This window comes from Changchengzhania lutea (assembly GCF_006974145.1).
GTDB lineage: Bacteria > Bacteroidota > Bacteroidia > Flavobacteriales > Flavobacteriaceae > Changchengzhania > Changchengzhania lutea.
The window spans coordinates 1452111-1472516 of sequence record NZ_CP039456.1; the positions used below are offsets into that span (position 1 = coordinate 1452111).

Annotated in this window: 17 protein-coding genes; 6 read left to right on the plus strand and 11 right to left on the minus strand. The window is 35.2% G+C overall.

What is annotated here, in order from left to right:
- Positions 1–12 precede the first annotated feature (12 nt).
- The 3 genes from mfd to FAF07_RS06780 form a co-directional block, all read right to left on the minus strand.
- Positions 13–3390 (minus strand): transcription-repair coupling factor, encoded by a 3378-nt coding sequence (gene mfd / locus FAF07_RS06770; protein WP_142786559.1) that lies wholly within the window; start codon positions 3388–3390, stop codon positions 13–15.
- A gap of 74 nt (positions 3391–3464) precedes the next feature.
- Positions 3465–4553: a DUF3179 domain-containing protein gene (locus FAF07_RS06775; protein ID WP_142784383.1), complete on the minus strand. Its 1089-nt coding sequence runs from the start codon at positions 4551–4553 to the stop codon at positions 3465–3467.
- Positions 4554–4556: 3 nt separating this feature from the next.
- Positions 4557–5531 carry a transporter gene (locus tag FAF07_RS06780; RefSeq protein ID WP_142784384.1) on the minus strand — a complete coding sequence of 325 codons (975 nt, stop codon included), beginning with the start codon at positions 5529–5531 and terminating at the stop codon, positions 4557–4559.
- Between the two features lie 281 nt (positions 5532–5812).
- On the opposite strand from FAF07_RS06780, the gene FAF07_RS06785 reads away from it, so the two are divergent.
- On the plus strand, positions 5813–6244 hold the full coding sequence (locus FAF07_RS06785; protein ID WP_142784385.1) for a tellurite resistance TerB family protein: 432 nt from the start codon (positions 5813–5815) through the stop codon (positions 6242–6244).
- A gap of 47 nt (positions 6245–6291) precedes the next feature.
- Here FAF07_RS06785 and FAF07_RS06790 read toward each other — a convergent pair whose 3' ends face one another.
- The 4 genes from FAF07_RS06790 to metG form a co-directional block, all read right to left on the minus strand.
- Positions 6292–8418: a Tex family protein gene (locus FAF07_RS06790; protein ID WP_142784386.1), complete on the minus strand. Its 2127-nt coding sequence runs from the start codon at positions 8416–8418 to the stop codon at positions 6292–6294.
- Positions 8419–8709: 291 nt separating this feature from the next.
- Entirely contained in the window at positions 8710–9414 is a 705-nt protein-coding gene (locus FAF07_RS06795) for an OmpA family protein (protein WP_142784387.1), read from the minus strand.
- 5 nt (positions 9415–9419) lie between these two features.
- Positions 9420–9896, minus strand: coding sequence for a lipocalin family protein (locus FAF07_RS06800; RefSeq protein WP_142784388.1), 477 nt, complete (start codon positions 9894–9896; stop codon positions 9420–9422).
- A gap of 125 nt (positions 9897–10021) precedes the next feature.
- Entirely contained in the window at positions 10022–12121 is a 2100-nt protein-coding gene (metG, locus tag FAF07_RS06805) for a methionine--tRNA ligase (protein WP_142784389.1), read from the minus strand.
- Between the two features lie 174 nt (positions 12122–12295).
- On the opposite strand from metG, the gene FAF07_RS06810 reads away from it, so the two are divergent.
- Positions 12296–13312, plus strand: a complete 1017-nt coding sequence (locus FAF07_RS06810; protein ID WP_142784390.1) for a S66 peptidase family protein — start codon at positions 12296–12298, stop codon at positions 13310–13312.
- A gap of 736 nt (positions 13313–14048) precedes the next feature.
- Here FAF07_RS06810 and FAF07_RS18515 read toward each other — a convergent pair.
- The 4 genes from FAF07_RS18515 to FAF07_RS06825 all read right to left on the minus strand — a co-directional run bounded on the left by FAF07_RS18515 (position 14049) and on the right by FAF07_RS06825 (position 16842).
- Positions 14049–14225: a hypothetical protein gene (locus FAF07_RS18515; protein WP_185956534.1), complete on the minus strand. Its 177-nt coding sequence runs from the start codon at positions 14223–14225 to the stop codon at positions 14049–14051.
- A 283-nt stretch (positions 14226–14508) separates the two neighbouring features.
- Positions 14509–15078: a helix-turn-helix domain-containing protein gene (locus FAF07_RS06815; RefSeq protein WP_142784391.1), complete on the minus strand. Its 570-nt coding sequence runs from the start codon at positions 15076–15078 to the stop codon at positions 14509–14511.
- 10 nt (positions 15079–15088) lie between these two features.
- Positions 15089–15919 (minus strand): CPBP family intramembrane glutamic endopeptidase, encoded by an 831-nt coding sequence (locus tag FAF07_RS06820; RefSeq protein WP_185956535.1) that lies wholly within the window; start codon positions 15917–15919, stop codon positions 15089–15091.
- 143 nt (positions 15920–16062) lie between these two features.
- Entirely contained in the window at positions 16063–16842 is a 780-nt protein-coding gene (locus FAF07_RS06825) for a TerB family tellurite resistance protein (protein WP_142784393.1), read from the minus strand.
- 211 nt (positions 16843–17053) lie between these two features.
- Between FAF07_RS06825 and FAF07_RS06830 the strand changes: the two genes are divergently transcribed.
- From FAF07_RS06830 to FAF07_RS06845, 4 genes are all read left to right on the plus strand, one after another.
- On the plus strand, positions 17054–17464 hold the full coding sequence (locus tag FAF07_RS06830) for a BrxA/BrxB family bacilliredoxin (protein WP_142784394.1): 411 nt from the start codon (positions 17054–17056) through the stop codon (positions 17462–17464).
- Positions 17465–17594: 130 nt separating this feature from the next.
- Positions 17595–18332: a lysophospholipid acyltransferase family protein gene (locus FAF07_RS06835; RefSeq protein ID WP_142784395.1), complete on the plus strand. Its 738-nt coding sequence runs from the start codon at positions 17595–17597 to the stop codon at positions 18330–18332.
- 10 nt (positions 18333–18342) lie between these two features.
- Entirely contained in the window at positions 18343–19335 is a 993-nt protein-coding gene (locus FAF07_RS06840; protein WP_142784396.1) for an acyl-ACP desaturase, read from the plus strand.
- A gap of 89 nt (positions 19336–19424) precedes the next feature.
- Positions 19425–20078, plus strand: coding sequence for an HD domain-containing protein (locus FAF07_RS06845; RefSeq protein WP_142784397.1), 654 nt, complete (start codon positions 19425–19427; stop codon positions 20076–20078).
- The last annotated feature ends 328 nt before the right edge of the window (positions 20079–20406 follow it).

A 20406-nucleotide genomic window follows, 5' to 3' on the forward strand; every position in this document is an offset into this window, starting at 1 on the left:
AGTTGGCAATAATTAAGCCAAAATGGGTTGCAATGCTTTTAATGCTTGGTCTACAGATTTTATAGATTCAAAAGTAAGTAATAATCTTAAACCGTTGCGGGTTTGTTTTTCCTTAATCTTACATGTATTGGAATGGGTTTGGACAAATTGCAATACGCTTGTGAAATTGTTACTTTGGTAAAATTCACTTTGCTGATTGGTTATAAAATAGCCAATAAAACGACCCTTTTTCATAATTATTTTCTCAAAGCCTATTTTAGTAGCGAGCCACTTAATACGGACACTATTTAATAAATCTTCCACTTGCACGGGTAACTCACCAAAACGGTCAATCAACTCCAATTCGAACTTTTGAAGTTCTTCTTCCGTTTTAAATTTATTAAGCTGCGTGTATAGGTTAAGCCGTTCGGCAATATTGTTCACATAGTCATCAGGGAACAACAATTCAAAATCTGAATCGATGGTGACTTCTTTCACATAGACTTTCTCCTCGGTATCATCGTCATACAGATCTTTAAATTCATTTTCCTTGAGTTCTTCAATCGCTTCATTTAATATTTTCTGATAGGTATCAAAGCCTATTTCATTAATAAATCCGCTTTGTTCACCGCCTAATAAATCGCCAGCACCACGAATTTCCAGATCTTTCATAGCAATATTAAACCCGCTCCCCAATTCGGTAAATTGTTCTAACGCCGTAATACGTTTTCGTGCATCATCGGTCATTGCTGAATATTCAGGCGTAATAAAATAACAAAATGCCTTTTTATTACTTCGTCCCACACGACCTCGCATTTGGTGCAAATCACTTAATCCAAAATTATTGGCATTATTTATAAAAATGGTATTGGCATTGGGTACATCCAAACCGCTTTCTACAATAGTGGTACTCACCAAAACATCAAAAGCCCCATTTATAAAAGCTAGCATGAGCTGCTCTAATTTTTTGCCTTCCATTTGTCCGTGACCGATTCCTATTTTAGCATCGGGCACCAACCGTTGAATCATTCCTGCAACTTCTTTTATATTTTCAATCCGATTGTGAATAAAGAAAATTTGTCCGCCACGTTCAATCTCATAACTCACTGCATCCCGAATGGCATCTTCACTAAAACGAATTACGTGACTCTCTATAGGATATCTATTAGGAGGTGGCGTGGTAATAACCGATAAATCTCTTGCTGCCATTAAACTAAACTGAAGCGTTCTGGGTATTGGTGTGGCTGTTAATGTGAGTACATCTACATTATCTTTTAAGGTTTTCAGTTTTTCTTTTACGGCAACTCCAAACTTTTGTTCTTCATCGACAATTAGTAAGCCTAAATCTTTAAATTTTACATTTTTATTTACGAGCTGATGGGTGCCAATAAGAATATCCACTTTACCTTGCTCTAAACCCTCTAGTGTTTCTCGTTTTTCTTTAGCAGTTCTAAAACGATTTATATAATCTACGGTTACCGGAAAGTCTTTCAAGCGCTCTTTAAACGTTCTGGAATGTTGATAGGCTAAAATAGTTGTTGGTACTAAAACAGCCACCTGTTTCCCGTTATCTACCGCTTTAAACGCTGCCCGAATAGCGACTTCGGTTTTACCAAAACCTACATCTCCACACACTAACCGATCCATGGGACGTTCGCTTTCCATATCGGCTTTAATATCGGCTGTTGCGGTACTCTGGTCTGGCGTATCCTCATAAATAAAAGAGGCTTCCAGCTCATGTTGCATATAGCTGTCTGGTTTGTATTGGTAGCCCTTTTCTGTTTTGCGCTTCGCGTAGAGTTTAATTAAATTAAAGGCCACGTGCTTAACCCGTGCTTTGGTTTTTTGCTTTAAGGTTTTCCAAGCATTGCTACCGAGTTTATAAATTTTTGGTGGCTTGCCATCTTTACCATTAAATTTCGTGATTTTGTGTAACGAATGGATGCTTAAATATAAAATATCACGCTCGCCGTATACCAGTTTAATGGCTTCTTGTTTCTTGCCTTCAACATCAATTTTCTGCAAACCTCCAAAACGCCCAATACCATGATCAATGTGCGTTACATAATCGCCAATATCTAAATTGGTCAATTCCTTTATAGTAATGGCCTGTTTTTTGGCATAACCATTTTTTACATGGAATTTATGATAACGCTCAAAAATTTGATGATCTGTATAGCAGACTATTTTGGTATCGTGATCTATAAACCCTTGATGTAATGATAAAATGATGGTATTATATGATTTTACCTCTAGGCTGGAATCATCAAAAATATCATGGAAGCGTTTTGCCTGCTGTTCGCTAACGCAGGCAATATAATTGGTATAACCTTTTTCGTGATTGGAATTTAAATCTTCTATTAAGCGGTTAAATTGCTTATTAAATGCGGGCTGAGGCGTGGTATTGAAGGCAATTTCATCCAATGAAACAGGTTGCTTCGTTTCACTCGCAATGACGCTGTGTTTAAAAACAGCCGTACTTCCAAATTCAATTATTGAAAAATCTAACAGTTGTTTTTTAAGCAAATCCGAATTACAGAACAACTCATCAGGTTCTGCATGTTTTATTTCTGACGACAAGGTTTTAAAAGCCTCTTCCGCTTTAGTGAAAAAATCATCTATTCTAGAGAAGAACAAATCGGCATTTTTAAAACAAATCACCGTTTTTTGAGCCACATACTTTAAGAAACTTTGCTGACTTTCTTGCAGTAATTTATTAGCGACATTTGGTATGATATTAATTTTTTTAACCGGCTCAATAGACAGTTGTGTTTCCACATCAAAGGTTCTAATACTATCGACCTCATCCCCAAAAAACTCAATACGATAAGGCTCGTCATGCGAGAATGAAAATACATCTACAATACCACCACGCACTGAAAACTCCCCCGGTTCTGTCACAAAATCGACGCGTTTAAATTGATATTCAAACAGCACCTCATTTACAAAATCAATCGATAATTTATCGTTTACGCCTACTTTAAGAGTATGGCGTTCCAGTTCTTTCCTGGTGACTACTTGCTCGAAAAGCGCATCTGGATAGGTGACAATGATGGACGGTCTTTTTTGCGAATTGATGCGGTTTAGAACCTCGGCACGCAGCAGTACATTCGCATTATCGGTCTCTTCAATTTGGTAAGGTCTGCGATAACTGCCTGGATAGAACAACACATCTTTTTCCCCAATTAATGCTTCTAGGTCATTTAAATAAAAGGCAGCCTCTTCCTTATCATTAAAAATAAGCAAAAACGGTTTCTCTGTTTGTTTGAAAATACTGGATAGTACAAAGGAAAATGAAGACCCGACCAAGCCCTTTATATGTACTTTATTTTTGTTTTGAGATATAACAGCTTGCAGATTTTGCGTTTGCGAAAGCTGTAAATAGGTTTGTGCGAGCATAGTTTTACTCAAGACATTTATTTTTTGCAAATATAAATGTTTAAGCCTATAGTTACTCCAAACTATTTTTACAATAAATAATAATTTTAATCCTGATAAATTAATGGGTTTGGATAGAATACAGCCAAGGCAAACCAATAGCTAACGACGGATTTTGCTCCAGTAAGTGTTTCTCCTTTTCTAGGTCCAGCAATAGCCTTTCCGAAAACGTCCCATTTATTTCCTTCATCATCTTTAAAAAAGACCCCTTCAGAACTATTAAAATCATATTCAAAATTTAAATTAATATAATCTCCTGTCAGCTCAAATGCATATATTAAACTTTGGTTTCCCGCTACTACATAGTTTTTATTATTAAATGTATCTTTTATCACCTTACCTGTACCAAATTTTGAAAATTGATAAGCTCTAGATTTATTGTCATCAATAATGCCATAAACCCGTTCTTTATTTGGTAAGTCATTGTTTAAAATTGATGGCCTGAATATAAAACGCGCATTATTAACCGCATAATCTCCATATGGATACACCGAATATTGCCTTGAAAATCCAGTTTGTAAACTTAAAACCTTGGTATTTGGATAAAGGGTTTTCCAAATATCCCAAGTTGTTTCTACAACATTTAATAATTTAGGTTTCTGTGAAATTAATTCCCCATTTACACATTCCAATCGTAATTGGGACCAATTACTATCTGTGCTTCTATCATACAAAATCAAATTTGCATTGTACAGTAACCCTGAAACGCCAAAGGTTGTTTTAACACCATTTGATTCACTTTTCCATCCAAAAGCTGTTCCGGTTAACGGGCAATAATTTATAGTAACGGCGTTTCCGTTAATGTCATCATTAACAATTTCATGCCAATCCAAAATTTGATGGGGATAGGCTCTGGCTTCATTACCATCTACAATCCCAACAACTAAATCACTTGCGTTTATAAAATTCGCTTCACTGGCCGTAATAAATTGCGGATTATCTATAGACGGTATCCCGTCTTTGCCAGGACCACCATCTCTAACTTCCGAAACTGGAATTAACCAGTTTGGTGTATTATCACTTGAAGGGTTTCCATCGTTGTTGTTCGGGTTTGACTGAAAAGAATCATTCTCACCACTGCTGCTGCATGATGTAAAAAACAATAAAATCAATACATAAAAAACATTTTTTTTCATAGCTTAAATATTTATTAGACCTAACTTAAGTCTGGGTTTTATTCTATATAACAATCCTGTAGTAAGTCTATATGTTGGTGTTAACTGGGTGCCATCCACATGACTATAAAGTGGTAATTCCGCTTTTACTGAAAAACTTAAATTCGGAGAAAGTGCCATTGAAAAACTGGGTATTAAAAACACCCAATCCCCTCCCGTATTATCTAAATCAAAGCCATCAATTTTATCTTTTATGGCATTTCTATATTTAAAGGAAATACTTGTGTTAACTATGGTTTTTAAGAGTAAAAATTCATCAGAAAACCCCAAAAAGGCTTGAAATTCGTTTCCGAACTTGTAAGTTGAATTTTCTAAATAGGTGTTGTTTGTTCCTGTCCCTCGGTATGTAAACCTAGTGGAAAAGGTAAATGAAGGTCTAAAATCGAAGTTTTTTGATGACGATAGCCAATAAATAACATCCCAAGCATTGCTGCCAGGTTGTAAATCGGCATTTAATGTAATGCCCTGATTGTTTTTTTTAGTTGATGATCCTAACGGTAGTTTTGCTCCCAACCCTAATGCAAAACTACTGGATGCGCCTAAAACCTTGTTAAAGTTATACTTCATTAAAATAACAGCATCCCCAACGCCTGAGGTTTTATCTAAATTTTGATTACCAAATTGTGTGATTTTTCTTCGTTGGCTAACCCAAGTGAATAATCCTTCCGCAGAAAGATGGTCGGTTATAGAATAACTCGTATTTAATAAAACAGAATGTGTTATTCGTAGTCTGGAATTATCATTTAATGTATTACTACCTTCATTTAAGGTGTTTAAATTATTATAATCATAAGATAATCCGACTTGAAGCGTTCCTTTTTCATAATTAGGCAATCCTATATTATTTGAAAGAGGAATACCTCCTGAGCAACATGTCTGTGCGTTCACATTAAGAAATAACAAAAGGACTATTAAGATAATGAAACGCTGTGGATACATACGAACAAGTTTATAATAATGGTCGCATTAATTCCCACGCCTTACTAAAATTAACATTTACGAGTGATTTTGTAAGCTATGTTATACCAAAACAGCCATTTCCCTCCCCTTTTTTAAAAACTGCGTCTAAAATGCACGCACTAAACCTAAAACCAGTTTACCAAGTATCGCCTTTAATGATTTGAAATCGCGAGTTATGAGAAGCCTTAAAAAAGAACCTATTATATTTTCCTATAGCTCGTAGATTTATTTATATATTGCAGCAATAAAAGAATAGAAATATGTCATTTGCAGATTTATTTGATAGTGGATTTAAAAAACGTAATGAAGATCATTTTGCATCTATTGTGCGTGTCGCCATGGATGATGGAATTATTTCTGAGGCAGAAAAGGATTTCTTAGATCGTTTAGCACGCAATTTGAGTATTGGTGAGAATGATTATAAGATTATTTTAAAGGATTACAAATCACATCCTATAAATCCTCCACATTCTTATGATATACGTTTAGAACGTTTATACGATTTAGCACGAATGGTTTATGTGGATCATATTGAAGGGGATGATGAAAGAGCGATATTAACAAAAGTGTCTGTAGGCCTAGGGTTTCGTCCTGATAATGTAAAATATGTGGTTGACAAGGCTTTGACTTTGGTGAGCAACGGTGTAGATTTAGACACCTTCATTAATGAAATAAAAAATATGAATAGGTAAATTTTTTACTTATTGAGATATAAGAGCGAACTATTGGGCTCGCTTTTTTATTTGTGTAGTTTTAATTGAATACGCTTTCGCGGAATATCTACCTCGAGCACTTTAACTATAATTTGCTGATGCAGGCTCACGTGTGCATTTACATCTTTAACGAAGGAATCTGATAAATTTGAAACGTGAATTAGTCCGCTTTCCTTAATACCTACATCAACAAAACATCCAAAATTGGTGATATTATTTACAATGCCCGGTAGGAGCTGACCCGCTCTTAAATCGTTGATGCTTTTTATATTTTGATTAAAGGTGAACACTTTGGCTTGCTCACGGATATCTAAACCCGGTTTCTCTAATTCTGAAACGATATCTTGAAGTGTTGGTAGGCCTACTGAATTTGTACAATACTTTTTTAAGTCTATTTTTTCAAGTAAAACAGCGTTTCCAATTAAATCGTTAACAGATGCATCGATGTCTTTTGCCATTTTATTTACTATAGCATAACGCTCTGGATGCACTGCCGAATCATCCAATGGATTTTCCGCGTCTTTAATTCTTAAAAAGGCAGCGCCTTGCTCAAAAGCTTTTTCGCCTAATCGCGGCACCTTTTTAATGCCCTTTCTAGACATAAATGCGCCATGTTCATTTCGGTAATTAAAAATGTTTTCAGCCAGTTTTGTTCCAATTCCTGAAACATAACTTAACAAGGGCTTACTCGCCGTATTGATATTGACACCTACAGAATTGACACAGTTTTCAACCACCACATCCAGCTGCTTTTGCAATTTGGTTTGATCGACATCGTGCTGATATTGCCCAACACCAATCGATTTCGCGTCTATTTTTACCAATTCGGCTAAGGGGTCTTGCAAACGTCTACCAATAGATACGGCTCCGCGAACCGTGACATCGTAATTTGGGAATTCTTCACGAGCAATTTTTGATGCCGAATAAATACTGGCGCCTGCCTCACTCACCACAAACATTTGTATCTCATTTTTAAAATGCACTTTTCTAATAAGGGCTTCGGTTTCCCGTGATGCCGTTCCGTTACCAATAGCAATGGCTTCAATTTTATAAGCATCGCAAAGCGAACTTATTTTTTTTATCGCTCCGATACTGTCATTTTTTGGTGGATGTGGGTAAATGGTTTCATTATACTTCAATTGGCCTTGTGCATCTAAACATACCACTTTACAACCCGTCCTGAATCCTGGATCAATTGCCAGAACGCGTTTTTCTCCCAGTGGAGAACCCAGTAACAACTGCTTTAGATTTTTGGCAAATACAGTAATGGCTGCTTCATCGGCCTTATCTTTTGCTATTTGTAACGCTTCATTACTTAACGATGGCAATAATAGTCGTTTATACGCATCGTTTACGGCAACTCTTATCTGTTCTGCACAGGCGTTATGACTTCTAATTATTCTATTTTCAATCTTATCTATGGCACGTTCATCATCAATTGTAATTTTGACACGAATGAAGTTTTCTTTTTCAGCTCTTAAAATAGCCAACAACCGGTGTGATGGGATTCGACTTAAAGCTTCTTCCCAATCAAAATAATCTCTAAATTTTTGAGCCTTTTCATCATCCGCTTTTGTTTTTATCACTTTCGTGGAAATCATAGCGAAACGTTCTAATTGCTGACGTATATTATTTCTAATATCTGTGCGCTCGTTTACCCATTCGGCAATAATATGGAGCGCGCCTTCTAAGGCGTCTTCTGTAGTTGCTACCTCGCCCCTCACATATTTTAAGGCTAGGGATTCCATATCATTTGCATTTTGGATCATGATCATTTTTGCCAAAGGTTCCAAGCCGTTTTGTCTTGCTTTTTCGGCTTTGGTTTTTCGGCTTTTCTTATAAGGCAAGTATAGATCTTCAAGGGTCGTTAAATCTTGAGCACTCATTATTTTTTTTTCTAATTCGGGGGTAAAAACGTCTTGTTCTATTAAGGCTTTTACAATAGTGCTTCGTCGCTTTTCTAAGGTTTCAAACGCTTCTTTATATTTTACAATATCACCAATTTGAACTTCATCTAGATTTCCAGTTCGTTCTTTTCTGTAGCGGGATATAAAAGGAATGGTACAATCTTGATTTAACAAATCTATAGTGTTCTTTACAGATTCTTCTGAAAGTTGTGTATTCAAAATTATATAGGCAATTTGGTCTATCATATGAATCAAAAAAATATTAAAGCGAATGTAATAAAGTTCCTTTTAAATTTTGAAGTGGTTTAAACTTTTTTGATTGAAGCGAAAAATAGCTATTTTTTATTCATTTTAAAGACTTTTTTGCACTTCATAGCAGGGCTACGAAGTAATAAAAAGGCGAAAAAGGGGTGAAAAGGAGCCTTTTGCAGCCAATTGAAAAAAGTTTAAACCACTTCATTAAGAAAACAAAAAAGTCTAATCATTAAGATTAGACTTTTTTTTGATATTTATTTAATGAAGGTTAGTTGCTCTGTTTTAATTTCCAGATTCTTGCTTAGCATCTTCTACCATCTTTTCATTTGGAAGAATGGCTACATTAACACGTCTATTCTTCGCACGTCCTTCAGCAGTAGAGTTATCATGCATAGGTTGTGTTTCTCCAAACCAGTTGGTTGTGAATCTGCCACTGCTCAATCCTTTATCTGTAAGATAATGTGTTACAGCGTTTGCTCTATTTTTAGACAAAGTCATGTTATAATCAGCATCTCCAGCACTGTCTGTATGCCCAACGACTAAAATATTTGTATCCGGATATTCTTTAAACACGCCAGCCAACTTGTTTAAAGTGGTTTGTGAAGCTTCATTAACGTTGTATTTATTCGTTGCGAAATACACGCCACTACCTTCGTCAAAAGTCACTACAATACCATCGTCTACACGCTCTACTTTAGCACCTGGAATCTCTTCTTCTATTTGTTGCGCTTGCTTGTCCATTTTCTTACCGATCAATACGCCGGCAGTTCCACCAACAACCCCGCCAATAACAGCTCCTAATTCGCCATTACCACCTTTTCCAACATTATTGCCAATTATAGCACCTAAAACTGCACCACCTGCAGCACCAATAACAGCGCCTTTTTGTTTATTATTCGCATTTTCCACTGATTTACAATTGGTAAAACTAAGTACCAGTATTAATGCCAAAAATGGCATTCCGATTTTATTTAAGATTGTTTTCATTGTTTTTAAAGTTTTGTAAAGTTCATGTTAATTATAAAGGGCGTGCCATCAACAGTTACGGTTTGTTGCCATTGCATAATGGATTCTGTAAGGACCGTTAATTTTAATCTGAACCCTTGATTGGTTTCCGATTTCCCTTTTTCATTGGTTGGTTTCAATAAGAAGTTAAATGTACCCGAAGCTTCGTCTACTTCTAATATGGTGAAATTAAAATTTCTATCACCAGTTGCACAAGCACTATCTGTTATGGAATAGATTCCTGTATTATTGTTAGGAATGAACTGCCAGGTACTGTTTTCAAAGCATTCTTTTGAAACATCGTTCAACAACGTCACATTATATGATCCTGTTTTACTATAATCAATTGAATTCAATGTCCAGTTTCCTTTAAGGACTTTTTTCGATTCTCTAACGGTTTTAGATGTACCGCACGATGCTAGCGATATGGCTAACAATAAAAATAAAATTTGGAGTTTTTTCATAATATTAAATATTTAAAGCAAACATACTCTATAATAACTTACCTATATGACTCAAACCGTTTAATGTTTAATGCATTTAGCTTGTAGTGATTATACTAGCCAGTTCCTACTGTGCTGTGAAAGTCTTAACTGATATGTAAACCATTATTTACGTTGGCATCATCTGGGTTTACAAATACTAATTTACCCTCAGCGGATTCTGTCATTAAAATCATGCCTTGACTTTCAACGCCTCTCAAATCTCTCGGTGCCAAATTTACAAGTACCGTTACCTTTTTTCCTATGACTTCTTCAGCAGTAAAACTTTCGGCAATTCCAGATACAATAGTGCGAACATCTATGCCCGTGTCTACTTTTAAGACCAAAAGCTTTTTGGTTTTCGGCATTTTTTCGGCTTCTAAAATAGTGCCTACCCTAATATCCAGTTTTGTGAAATCGTCAAAAGTGATGGTGTCTTTTTGTGGCTCCACGACTTTATTAGCTGCTTCATTGACTTTTTTACTAGCAATTAATTTATCCAATTGTTTCTGAATCGTTTCATCTTCAATTTTAGAAAACAGAAATTCAGCCTTTCCAATTTGGTGACCCGCTGGAATAAGAATGTCTTTTGTAACCATATCGTACCAAGGCATTGCTTCTACAAATGCGTCATGCTTTTCGTTTGCATCATTGCCGTTCTGTTTTAAATTAAGTATGCCTCTTAGTTTTTCAGAAGTAAATGGTAAAAAGGGCTCGCTCAATGTTGCTAGAGCTGATGCAATTTGAAGGGCAACATACATGATGGTTTTTGTGCGTGCTTCGTCTAGCTTGATGACTTTCCAGGGCTCTTCATCTGCTAGGTATTTGTTTCCTAATCGCGCCAAATTCATGAGCTCTTGCCCAGCCTCCCTAAAACGATAACGCTCTATGGAACTTGAAATAACATTTGGAAATGCTTTAACCGTTGCTAAAGTAGTTTTATCTATGTCTAAAAATACTGAAGGTTCTGGAATAATGCCTTCATAATATTTATTGGTTAAAACAACCACCCGATTAATGAAATTCCCAAAAATGGCAACCAATTCATTATTATTACGGGCTTGAAAATCTTTCCAAGTAAAATCATTATCCTTAGTTTCTGGAGCATTTGCAGTAAGTGCGTAGCGTAAAACATCTTGCTGATTTGGAAAATCCTCTAAATATTCAGGTAACCAAACCGCCCAATTTTTAGAAGTTGATAATTTGTTTCCTTCTAAGTTTAAAAATTCGTTGGCCGGTACGTTTTCCGGTAAAATATACGACCCTTCACTTTTTAACATCGCTGGGAAAATGATACAATGAAATACGATATTGTCTTTCCCAATGAAGTGCACTAATTTGGTATCCTTATCTTTCCAATACGGCTCCCAGTCTTTCCCTTCTCGTTCTGCCCACTCCTTGGTAGATGATATATAACCAATAGGCGCATCGAACCAGACGTAGAGGACTTTGCCTTCGCCGCCTTCAACAGGAACGGGGATGCCCCAATCTAAATCGCGAGTTACGGCACGAGGACGCAAACCATCATCAATCCAAGATTTAACTTGTCCGTAAACATTGGGTTTCCAATCTTTCTTATGACCTTTTAAAATCCATTCTTTTAAAAAATCCTCATGTTTATCTAAAGGCAAAAACCAGTGTTTTGTTTCTTTTAATGTTGGTACATTACCTGTAATGGCAGACTTTGGGTTGATTAAATCTGTCGCGTTATGGCTGGTTCCGCAATTTTCACATTGATCGCCATAACTTTCTTCATAGCCACATTTTGGGCAGGTACCCACAATAAAACGGTCGGCCAAAAACTGATTGGCCTCCGCATCATAAAATTGCTCTGTGGTTTCTTCAGTGAATTCGCCCTTGTCATACAGCGTCTTAAAAAACTCTGATGCGGTGTCGTGATGGATTTTTGCCGAAGTTCGCGAATAATTATCGAAGGTAATTCCAAAATCCTCAAAAGACTGCTTGATAATAGCGTGGTATTTATCGACAATATCTTGGGGCGACACGCCCTCTTTTTTCGCTTTAATGGTTATAGGCACACCATGCTCGTCACTTCCGCAAATAAAAACGACATCATTTCCTGTCAAACGCAAATAGCGTGCGTAAATATCCGCAGGCACATAAACCCCGGCCAAATGCCCAATATGTATGGGTCCATTAGTATAAGGCAATGCTGCAGTGATGGTATATCTTTTAGGTTTGTTCATCAATATGAAAATTAAATTTTACGTCATTGCTAAGGCGGTACAACTGTGGCAATCCTATGAATTGAAGTTCAAATACAACAGATTCCTGAGCTTCGCTCTAAATAACGTATTATTTTGAAGCCGTAAAAGTACACATTTTGAAAAGGATTTAGAAAAAAAATGTACATTTACGGTATGTCAAAAATCACACACATCCTATTCATTTTCTGTGTTGTTTTCTTCTTTGGAAGACCAACGCTTTTATCTCAAAATAATCACTCAAAAAACGCTAATATTTTGATACAACCTCCCTATTTAAAAGCCGGCGACACCGTGGCTATTGTAGCACCTTCCGGTGTTTTAAAAAACAGAACGAAAGAGGTAGAACAAGCTAAAACCCTTTTAAAAAGTTGGGGCTTGGAAGTCGTGTTGGGTGCGCATGTTTTTAGTAAAGATGATCATTTTGCAGGCACCGACAACGAACGTTGTGAGGATTTTCAAAACGCCTTAGACGATTCAAAAATCAGTGCGATCTGGTGTGCCCGTGGCGGTTACGGTACGGTGCGCATATTAGATAAATTGAATTATTCAAAATTTAAGCAAAATCCAAAATGGATTATTGGCTACTCTGATATTACCGCGCTTCATAATCAAATTCATAATAATGGCTACCAAAGTATTCATGCCTTAATGTGCACCAGTTTACAAGATGATTTAAGTACAATCGAAAACACCGTTTCTTCCTTTAAAGATGCTATTTTTGGAAAACCGATGCATTATACTTTAAAAGGATCTGAATATAATAAAGTAGGGGCAGTTACAGCGCCTTTGATTGGTGGAAATTTAACGATGTTACACACCATGTTAGGGTCTGAGACAAGTATTGATACTTCAGGAAAAATTCTTTTTATTGAAGAAATTGGCGAGTACAAATACCATATTGATCGTATGCTTCAAAGCCTAAAGCGTGCTGGCTATTTTGATAATTGCCAAGGCGTTTTGGTAGGCGATATGAGTAAATTGAGAAAGAACACCACCCTTTGGGGAACTTCTGTTGAACAATTGATTCTAGATGCGTTGGCAGATTATAATTTTCCGATTGCGTTTAATATGCCCGCGGGACATGAAAAAGATAATCGTGCCATGATATTGGGTAGGACTGTTAAGCTGATAGTGGGCAAGGAGCAGTCTACAGTCGTTTTTCAAAACTAAATGGTCTAATTTCTTTTAATTGAATTTTAAGGTAATCTCAAATTCAATAGCATCAGAAATAATATCATCTCTAATACCACCAAACAACCCTTTCGACTTATATTTAACCATTAGAATTCAGGCACCGTTCTGCTATTTTTCATATATGGTTTTTTTTACTACTAAAGTTTTTACAAATTATTTTAATAGTGCTTTCTTAAAGCCATTTGGCTTAGGATTTATGTTTTCAAAAAGCCAGCTCATAAGTCACATTACAATGTGCAAACATTTAATCCACACTTATTTTCCACACTTTGGCTGGGTTGTTGTCTCAATTTTACCAATCCTGTCTATAACGACGTTAGTTTTATTTAAATCGAAAATATTTTCCATCTTATGTTTAATAATTTAATTTGTTAGCTAACTCGTGCAATTTATTTATATCTTGAAACTATTATATGGAGTTTTACGATTTACCAAAAGAAGCACGAAATCAACTCGTTTAAAAAATCAATTGGGACGTTGCGTATGGTTTAAATTCAAACGACACATAGACTATTAATAAATAATCCTCGGGGCAAGCCCACGAGGTATTCAAAGGAAGAAAGTTTATTTTTTAGTTTGATGAAAACCTTAGGTTTTCAAACTTTCCTCTAAACCACCGACGCAAGCATCGGAGAATTCTATTGATTAAATACTTTTCCTATGAAGACACCTACATTCGTAAAACAGGTTATTTAGCTATTGGCAAAATCTTTTATTCTAAACCAGAATTACAGAACAAAATACTTTCTATTTTAAAAAACTTATTAGAATCTGACACTTCGCCTTCGCACGGAACAAGTCGCTCAGTACCAGCTCTATCAAAGTAAGACAAACAGTGGTAAATGCCGTCTGGGAAATTGGAAAATTTCATTTTGATAAAGTACCGCATTTTTTTGATACGGGCTTGTTTGATAATCATCATTCGGTTAGAAACACAGTAATTGGCTCAGTTAAAAAAAAAGGGGGGGGGGTAAAAAGGTTGTTGCGCATTTTAATACTTGGGGAAACAAATCGCTTGTGCAAAAAACACTCGACGAAATTGTTGATGTACATAACCGGTATAAAAAGTTTTCGGTTTTATCTCAGCAGGAAGCTATTGAGTTTATTGATGGGAATTATAAACCCAAAATTTGATACTTTCTATTTTATTCCATTATTAAATTATTTGAACTTTAGCTACGCCTCCTCTTAAAAAAAGGAATTGATAAAGGATATTTACAAGTACCAGAACCCAAAGCCTTAAAAATATTGACTATACTAACCACAATACCATATAAATAAACAGCTGCCGTACCAAAAAAATTAAATCCTGGAAACGGGAAAAAGGCTAATAACGATATTACAAGCAACAGCGACATTGTAAAATGAAAATTAATGACTGCCCTACCGTGCTCGTCATAAATTTTATTATCTTCTGCTTTATGAATCCATATAAACAAAGGAAACAATACATTTGCAAACGGAATGATTAACCCAAAAAAAGGTAAGCCATGAAGTAAAAGCATCCATTTGCGTTGAATGGTTTCTTCCTTTGGGTTTTCTATAACAATAAGATCATCAACATTTATATCTAGTCCAACTGCCAATAATTTAACCGTTTGTAAATGCGGTTGGACTTCCCCTTTTTCTATACGTTGAATTGTACGCACACCAACTGAAGTTTTTTCAGATAAATCTTCTTGAGTATACCCTTTTAACCTTCGTTGGTATATTAAATTTTCACTTATGGATCGATTTTTCATTTCTGATATTTTAATTTAAATGGATTTGTTCTTTTTTAGAAGACACTTTTTTCCATTTCCATAAACAAATTCCTAAAATTATAAATCCAATATTTAGGGCTATAATATATAACAATATCCCAATTGGATTGAATCCTATTGGTTCGTCTTGAACTGCTTTTGTTAAATATAAGATAGATGAATTGAGTTTATCCTCAGTAAATAATTTATTATTAGCAATATTACTACCCCAATGGATTCCAATAGCAAATAAAATTGTACCTGATTTTAGCAATGCTGTAGCAAGAACCAAATGCCCAATAACTATAGAAATAGAATAGAAAATTGCTCCAAATATTCCTATCCCAAAAACATCGTGCATGGCTATAAAAACCATAGATATAATAATTTTAGCAACGGTTAAATTGGTCATTGAGATTATTTTTTTATAGATATATCCTCTGCAAATCAATTCTTGCACCGCAGCTGTTGGTAAAACCCAATATATATGCTTTAAAATATTAGAGTAGTCCATACTTCCATTTATTTGAATAAAATCTTCAGTTAAAAATGATTTTAAGCAATAACCCACAAATACAGCTAAAACACCCAGAACAAGTCCAAAAAATAATAAATATAGATTTGTTTTTTTTAAGTTAAGACCGAGTTCATTAAGGTTTTTGTTTTCTGTATTATACATTATGCCATTCACAACAATCAAAAGTATAACACCAACAAACGGAAATACTTCTTTAAGTTTTGGAAAATTAATTATTGAACTTAAAAAAAGTGCAATAATTATAAGTATAACAGTAAATACGAGCCTTGAAACGTTAGGAAAGCTTTTAATAATTCTATTCATGTTTTTGATTATAGCCATGATTTTTTAATACACCACAAAACTAAATCAACCTCCCTGTTTTTAGCACGTCATTTAAATGTCACCTATATGTCATTTGTAGATTTTAAAGGCGTTACGAAGAAAACATGCTAAATAGAAATACATTAAAACCCGCGTTCCTTCTGCAATTGCTCATAAGCGTTCTGCACTTGCCTAAATTTTTCCTCGGCACCGTGTTGATGTTCTTTTCCTAAATGGATGACTTTATCTGGATGATACTTTTTAGCCATGGTTCTATAGGCCTTTTTAATTTCATCTACCGTAGCAGTTTTATCTATTTCTAGAATTTTATATGGATTGGATCCACCATGGAACATGGCTTTGATACTTTCATAATCGCGTGCACTAATGCCCAAATAACCAGCTATGGTGTAAATTTGTTTGACTTCATCTTCAGATACAAATCCATCGGACTTTGCTATACCAAATAGAAAATGTAACAGTTGTAAGCGCGATGGATGATCCATCATCTGCCTAATTTGCAAACACACCTGTCTCGTTGGAATGCTTTTTTGTTTGGTAATTTCCTTAAAAAGTTTAAACGCATGATTCGCACGTTCTTTTCCGTACATCCCCACAAATTGCTGTCTCACAAAATCAAGTTCACGTTGATCTTGTCTGCCATCAGCTTTAATAACAATTGATGCCAAAATAAGTAAACTCACTTCAAAATCGCCCGATTGGGTTTGAGGACGCTGTTGGCGTCGTGTTCTATAAGCAGTTCGCCCTTGAGGCCTTTGCGCATCCCCTTGCTCAAGAAACGGGTTGTTCTCTCCGTTTGTAAAAGCATCTAAAATACTTCCTAATACCAGTCCTAGAATAGCACCAATTGGACCACCAAATGACCACCCTAAAGATGCTCCTATCCATTTTGAAAAACTCATGTAAGTAATTTGTTTTAATTGTGACCAAAACTACATATAAAGTATTTCTTTTAAAAGAAGAACAGTGTAATAAGTAGGTTCATTATATTTTATCAATTGAAATAATAACATTTCGAAGTGATTAAACTATTAGTTAGTAGATTACTTCTTTAATTTGTTACACAATTGATATCTTTGCAATCTGAAATCGTTAATATAAAAATTTAAAAATATGTATCCAGCAGAATTAGTAAAACCAATGCGTGAAGACTTAACTAAAGTGGGGTTTGAAGAATTACATACAGCAGACGCCGTTAATGAAGCCTTGGCAAAAGAAGGTACAACCTTAGTGGTGGTGAATTCAGTTTGTGGTTGTGCGGCAGCAAATGCACGTCCTGGTGCTAGAATGAGTTTACAGAATGCTAAAAAACCAGACCATATTGTGACCGTATTTGCGGGTGTTGATAAAGAAGCGGTAGATCAAGCTAGACAGCATATGATTCCGTTTCCTCCAAGCTCACCATGTATGGCGCTTTTTAAAGATGGTGAATTAGTGCATATGTTAGAGCGCCATCATATTGAAGGAAGACCAGCAGAACTTATTGGTGAAAACCTTATGGATGCATACAACGCACACTGTTAGAAGGCTGTCATTAAAAACTTTATTTGAGCAGACTGCCCATTGTCAATGTGGTCCTTGCTATTTAAAAATTTAACCACGATTAAAATCGTGGTTTTTTTGTGTTTTATAAGCATTAGGTTAATTTTACAACATGATTAAACTATTGGCATACCCACTAACCGTTATTTACTATCTGGCCTTTTTTCTAACCATTGTTATTTTTCATCCAATACAATGGTTTTGTCACCATGTGTTTGGATATCAAGGATTAAAAAAAAGCGTAGATGTTTTACAGTTTTTCTTAATGCGGTGCATGAATATTTTAGGCACGAGGTTTACATTTAATAACCCCTATGACATTCCAACCAATCAACCGCTCATTATTGTGGCCAATCACCAAAGCATGTATGATATATCGCCCATTATGTGGTATATGCGCAAGCATCACCCTAAATTTATAAGTAAGATGGAATTAGGAAAAGGCATTCCCAGCGTATCTTATAATTTACGTCATGGTGGATCCGTATTAATCGACAGGAAGAACCCGCGCCAGTCTTTACCAGCAATCATAAAATTTGGTGAATATATTGAGAAAACAAAGCGTGCAGCAGTTATTTTTCCTGAAGGCACTCGCAGTAAAACTGGTGAGCCAAAACCATTTCAAACGAAAGGGCTAGAAATATTATTAAAGAAAGTGCCATCTGCTTTAGTCGTTCCCATTTCCATAAATAACTCATGGAAAACATTAAAATATGGAAATTTCCCAATGGGTTTAGGGACTCATATAACTTTTACCGTACATAAGCCTGTAAAATTTGCTACCTTTGTTAATAATCAAGATTTAATACATAGTGTTGAAACCACTATAAAAGAGCATATACACCCCTAAATTCATAAAGATGTCTTCAAAGAACGTCAGATTAGAAGTGATGCAGTTTTTGGAAAAAGACGTAGAATCGCTTATTAAAAAATACCTCATCCCGATAGACAGTATTTGGCAACCCTCAGATTTTTTACCAAATTCTGAAGGTGACAATTTTTTTGAAGAAGTACGCGAAATACGTGAGCTCTCAAAAGAATTGCCTTATGATTTCTGGGTAGTTTTAGTTGGTGATATGATTACGGAAGAAGCGCTACCAACTTACGAATCATGGTTGATGGATGTGGAAGGTGTAGACCAAGTTGACAAGGAAAATAGTTGGGGAAAATGGGTGCGTCACTGGACGGGTGAGGAGAATAGACATGGTGATGTCCTTAACAAATATTTATATCTTTCGGGGCGTGTAAATATGCGTGAAATTGAAATAACAACCCAACATCTTATTGCAGATGGTTTCGATATTGGAACCGATAGAGATCCTTACAAAAACTTTGTTTATACCAGTTTTCAAGAATTAGCTACTTATGTTTCCCATAACCGTGTCGCTAAATTAGCAAAAGACAAAGACAACAAACAGTTGGCTAAAATGTGTAAAATCATTTCGGGTGACGAAATGAGACACCACCATGCATATTCAGAATTTGTTGAGCGTATTTTTAAGGTAGACCCAAGCCAAATGATGCTCGCGTTTCATCACATGATGAAATTAAAAATTGCAATGCCTGCTCATTTTTTAAGAGAATCTGGAAATAAAATAGGAACCGCTTTTGAGGAGTTTTCTAATACGGCACAACGCATTGGCGTATACACGTCTACTGATTATGTAGATATTTTGGATAAATTAATTAAGAGGTGGGAAATTGATAAGATTACCAACCTTACTGATGATGCCGAAAAAGCGAGGGATTATTTAATGAAGCTCCCCTCAAGAATGTATCGTTTGTCCGAGCGTATTAGAATCCCTGAAAATTCTTTTCAATTTAAGTGGGTCGAGCCTGCCGTGATAAAATAATGTTCAACCTTTTTAAATGAACTTGTTCAATTTCAATATATAAATCAATTCCTTTCATGTATGAAAGGAATTTTTATTTTTAACCCGTTATGACTTCAGAAGAAATAATCAATACTACTATCGATTTTGTAAAAGAGCAATTAAAGGACGCTGAAGGTGGGCATGATTGGTTTCATATAGAGCGCGTATACAATAACGCCCTGCTTATTTCTGAAAATGAGAAAGTTGATACATTTGTAGTGTCACTAGGCGCATTACTTCATGATATTGCCGATAGTAAATTTTATAATGGAGATGAAACTGTTGGCCCAAAAATAGCACACGAATTTTTGCTTAAATTAAATGTAGATTCTACTATCATTAATCATGTTATAAATATAATTAAGCATATTTCATTTAAAGGTGGTAATGAAGTACAGACATTTCATTCTATTGAATTAGACGTCATTCAAGATGCCGATCGTTTAGATGCTATAGGCGCCATTGGTACTGCAAGATGTTTTAATTACGGGGGTTTTAAAAATCGTCCGCTTTACGACCCGAACATTAAACCAAACCTCTGTATGAGTAAAGAGGAATATAAAGGTTCAACAGCTCCCTCAATCAATCATTTCTATGAAAAGCTGCTACTTTTAAAAGATAAAATGAATACAAAAACTGGAACGGAAATGGCTTTAAAAAGGCATGCTTTTATGGAATCGTATCTGAAGCAATTTTATAGCGAATGGATCGGAAAGCTATAAAAATATTATATAGTAATTCTATTTTATTTTAGATTTTAAATTTTTGTCAGACTACAATCATAACATATACAAGCTGTTAGTTCATATTTAGGTAACAGATAATTTTCCATATAAATTCATCAAAATGGATGTTTTTCTTTTCTTAGTTGTAATATATCTTTGATTTATTATGTTTAAAAGCTCAAATATGAAAAAGAGACTAGAAAAATTACATACAAAAAACGATAAAATCACTACGTTTAATTCTGTTTTATATTCACTAATCCTAATTCTAAAGCTACCTATAATAACGGGGGTGTTATTACTTTGGTTTAAATTAAAATAGATA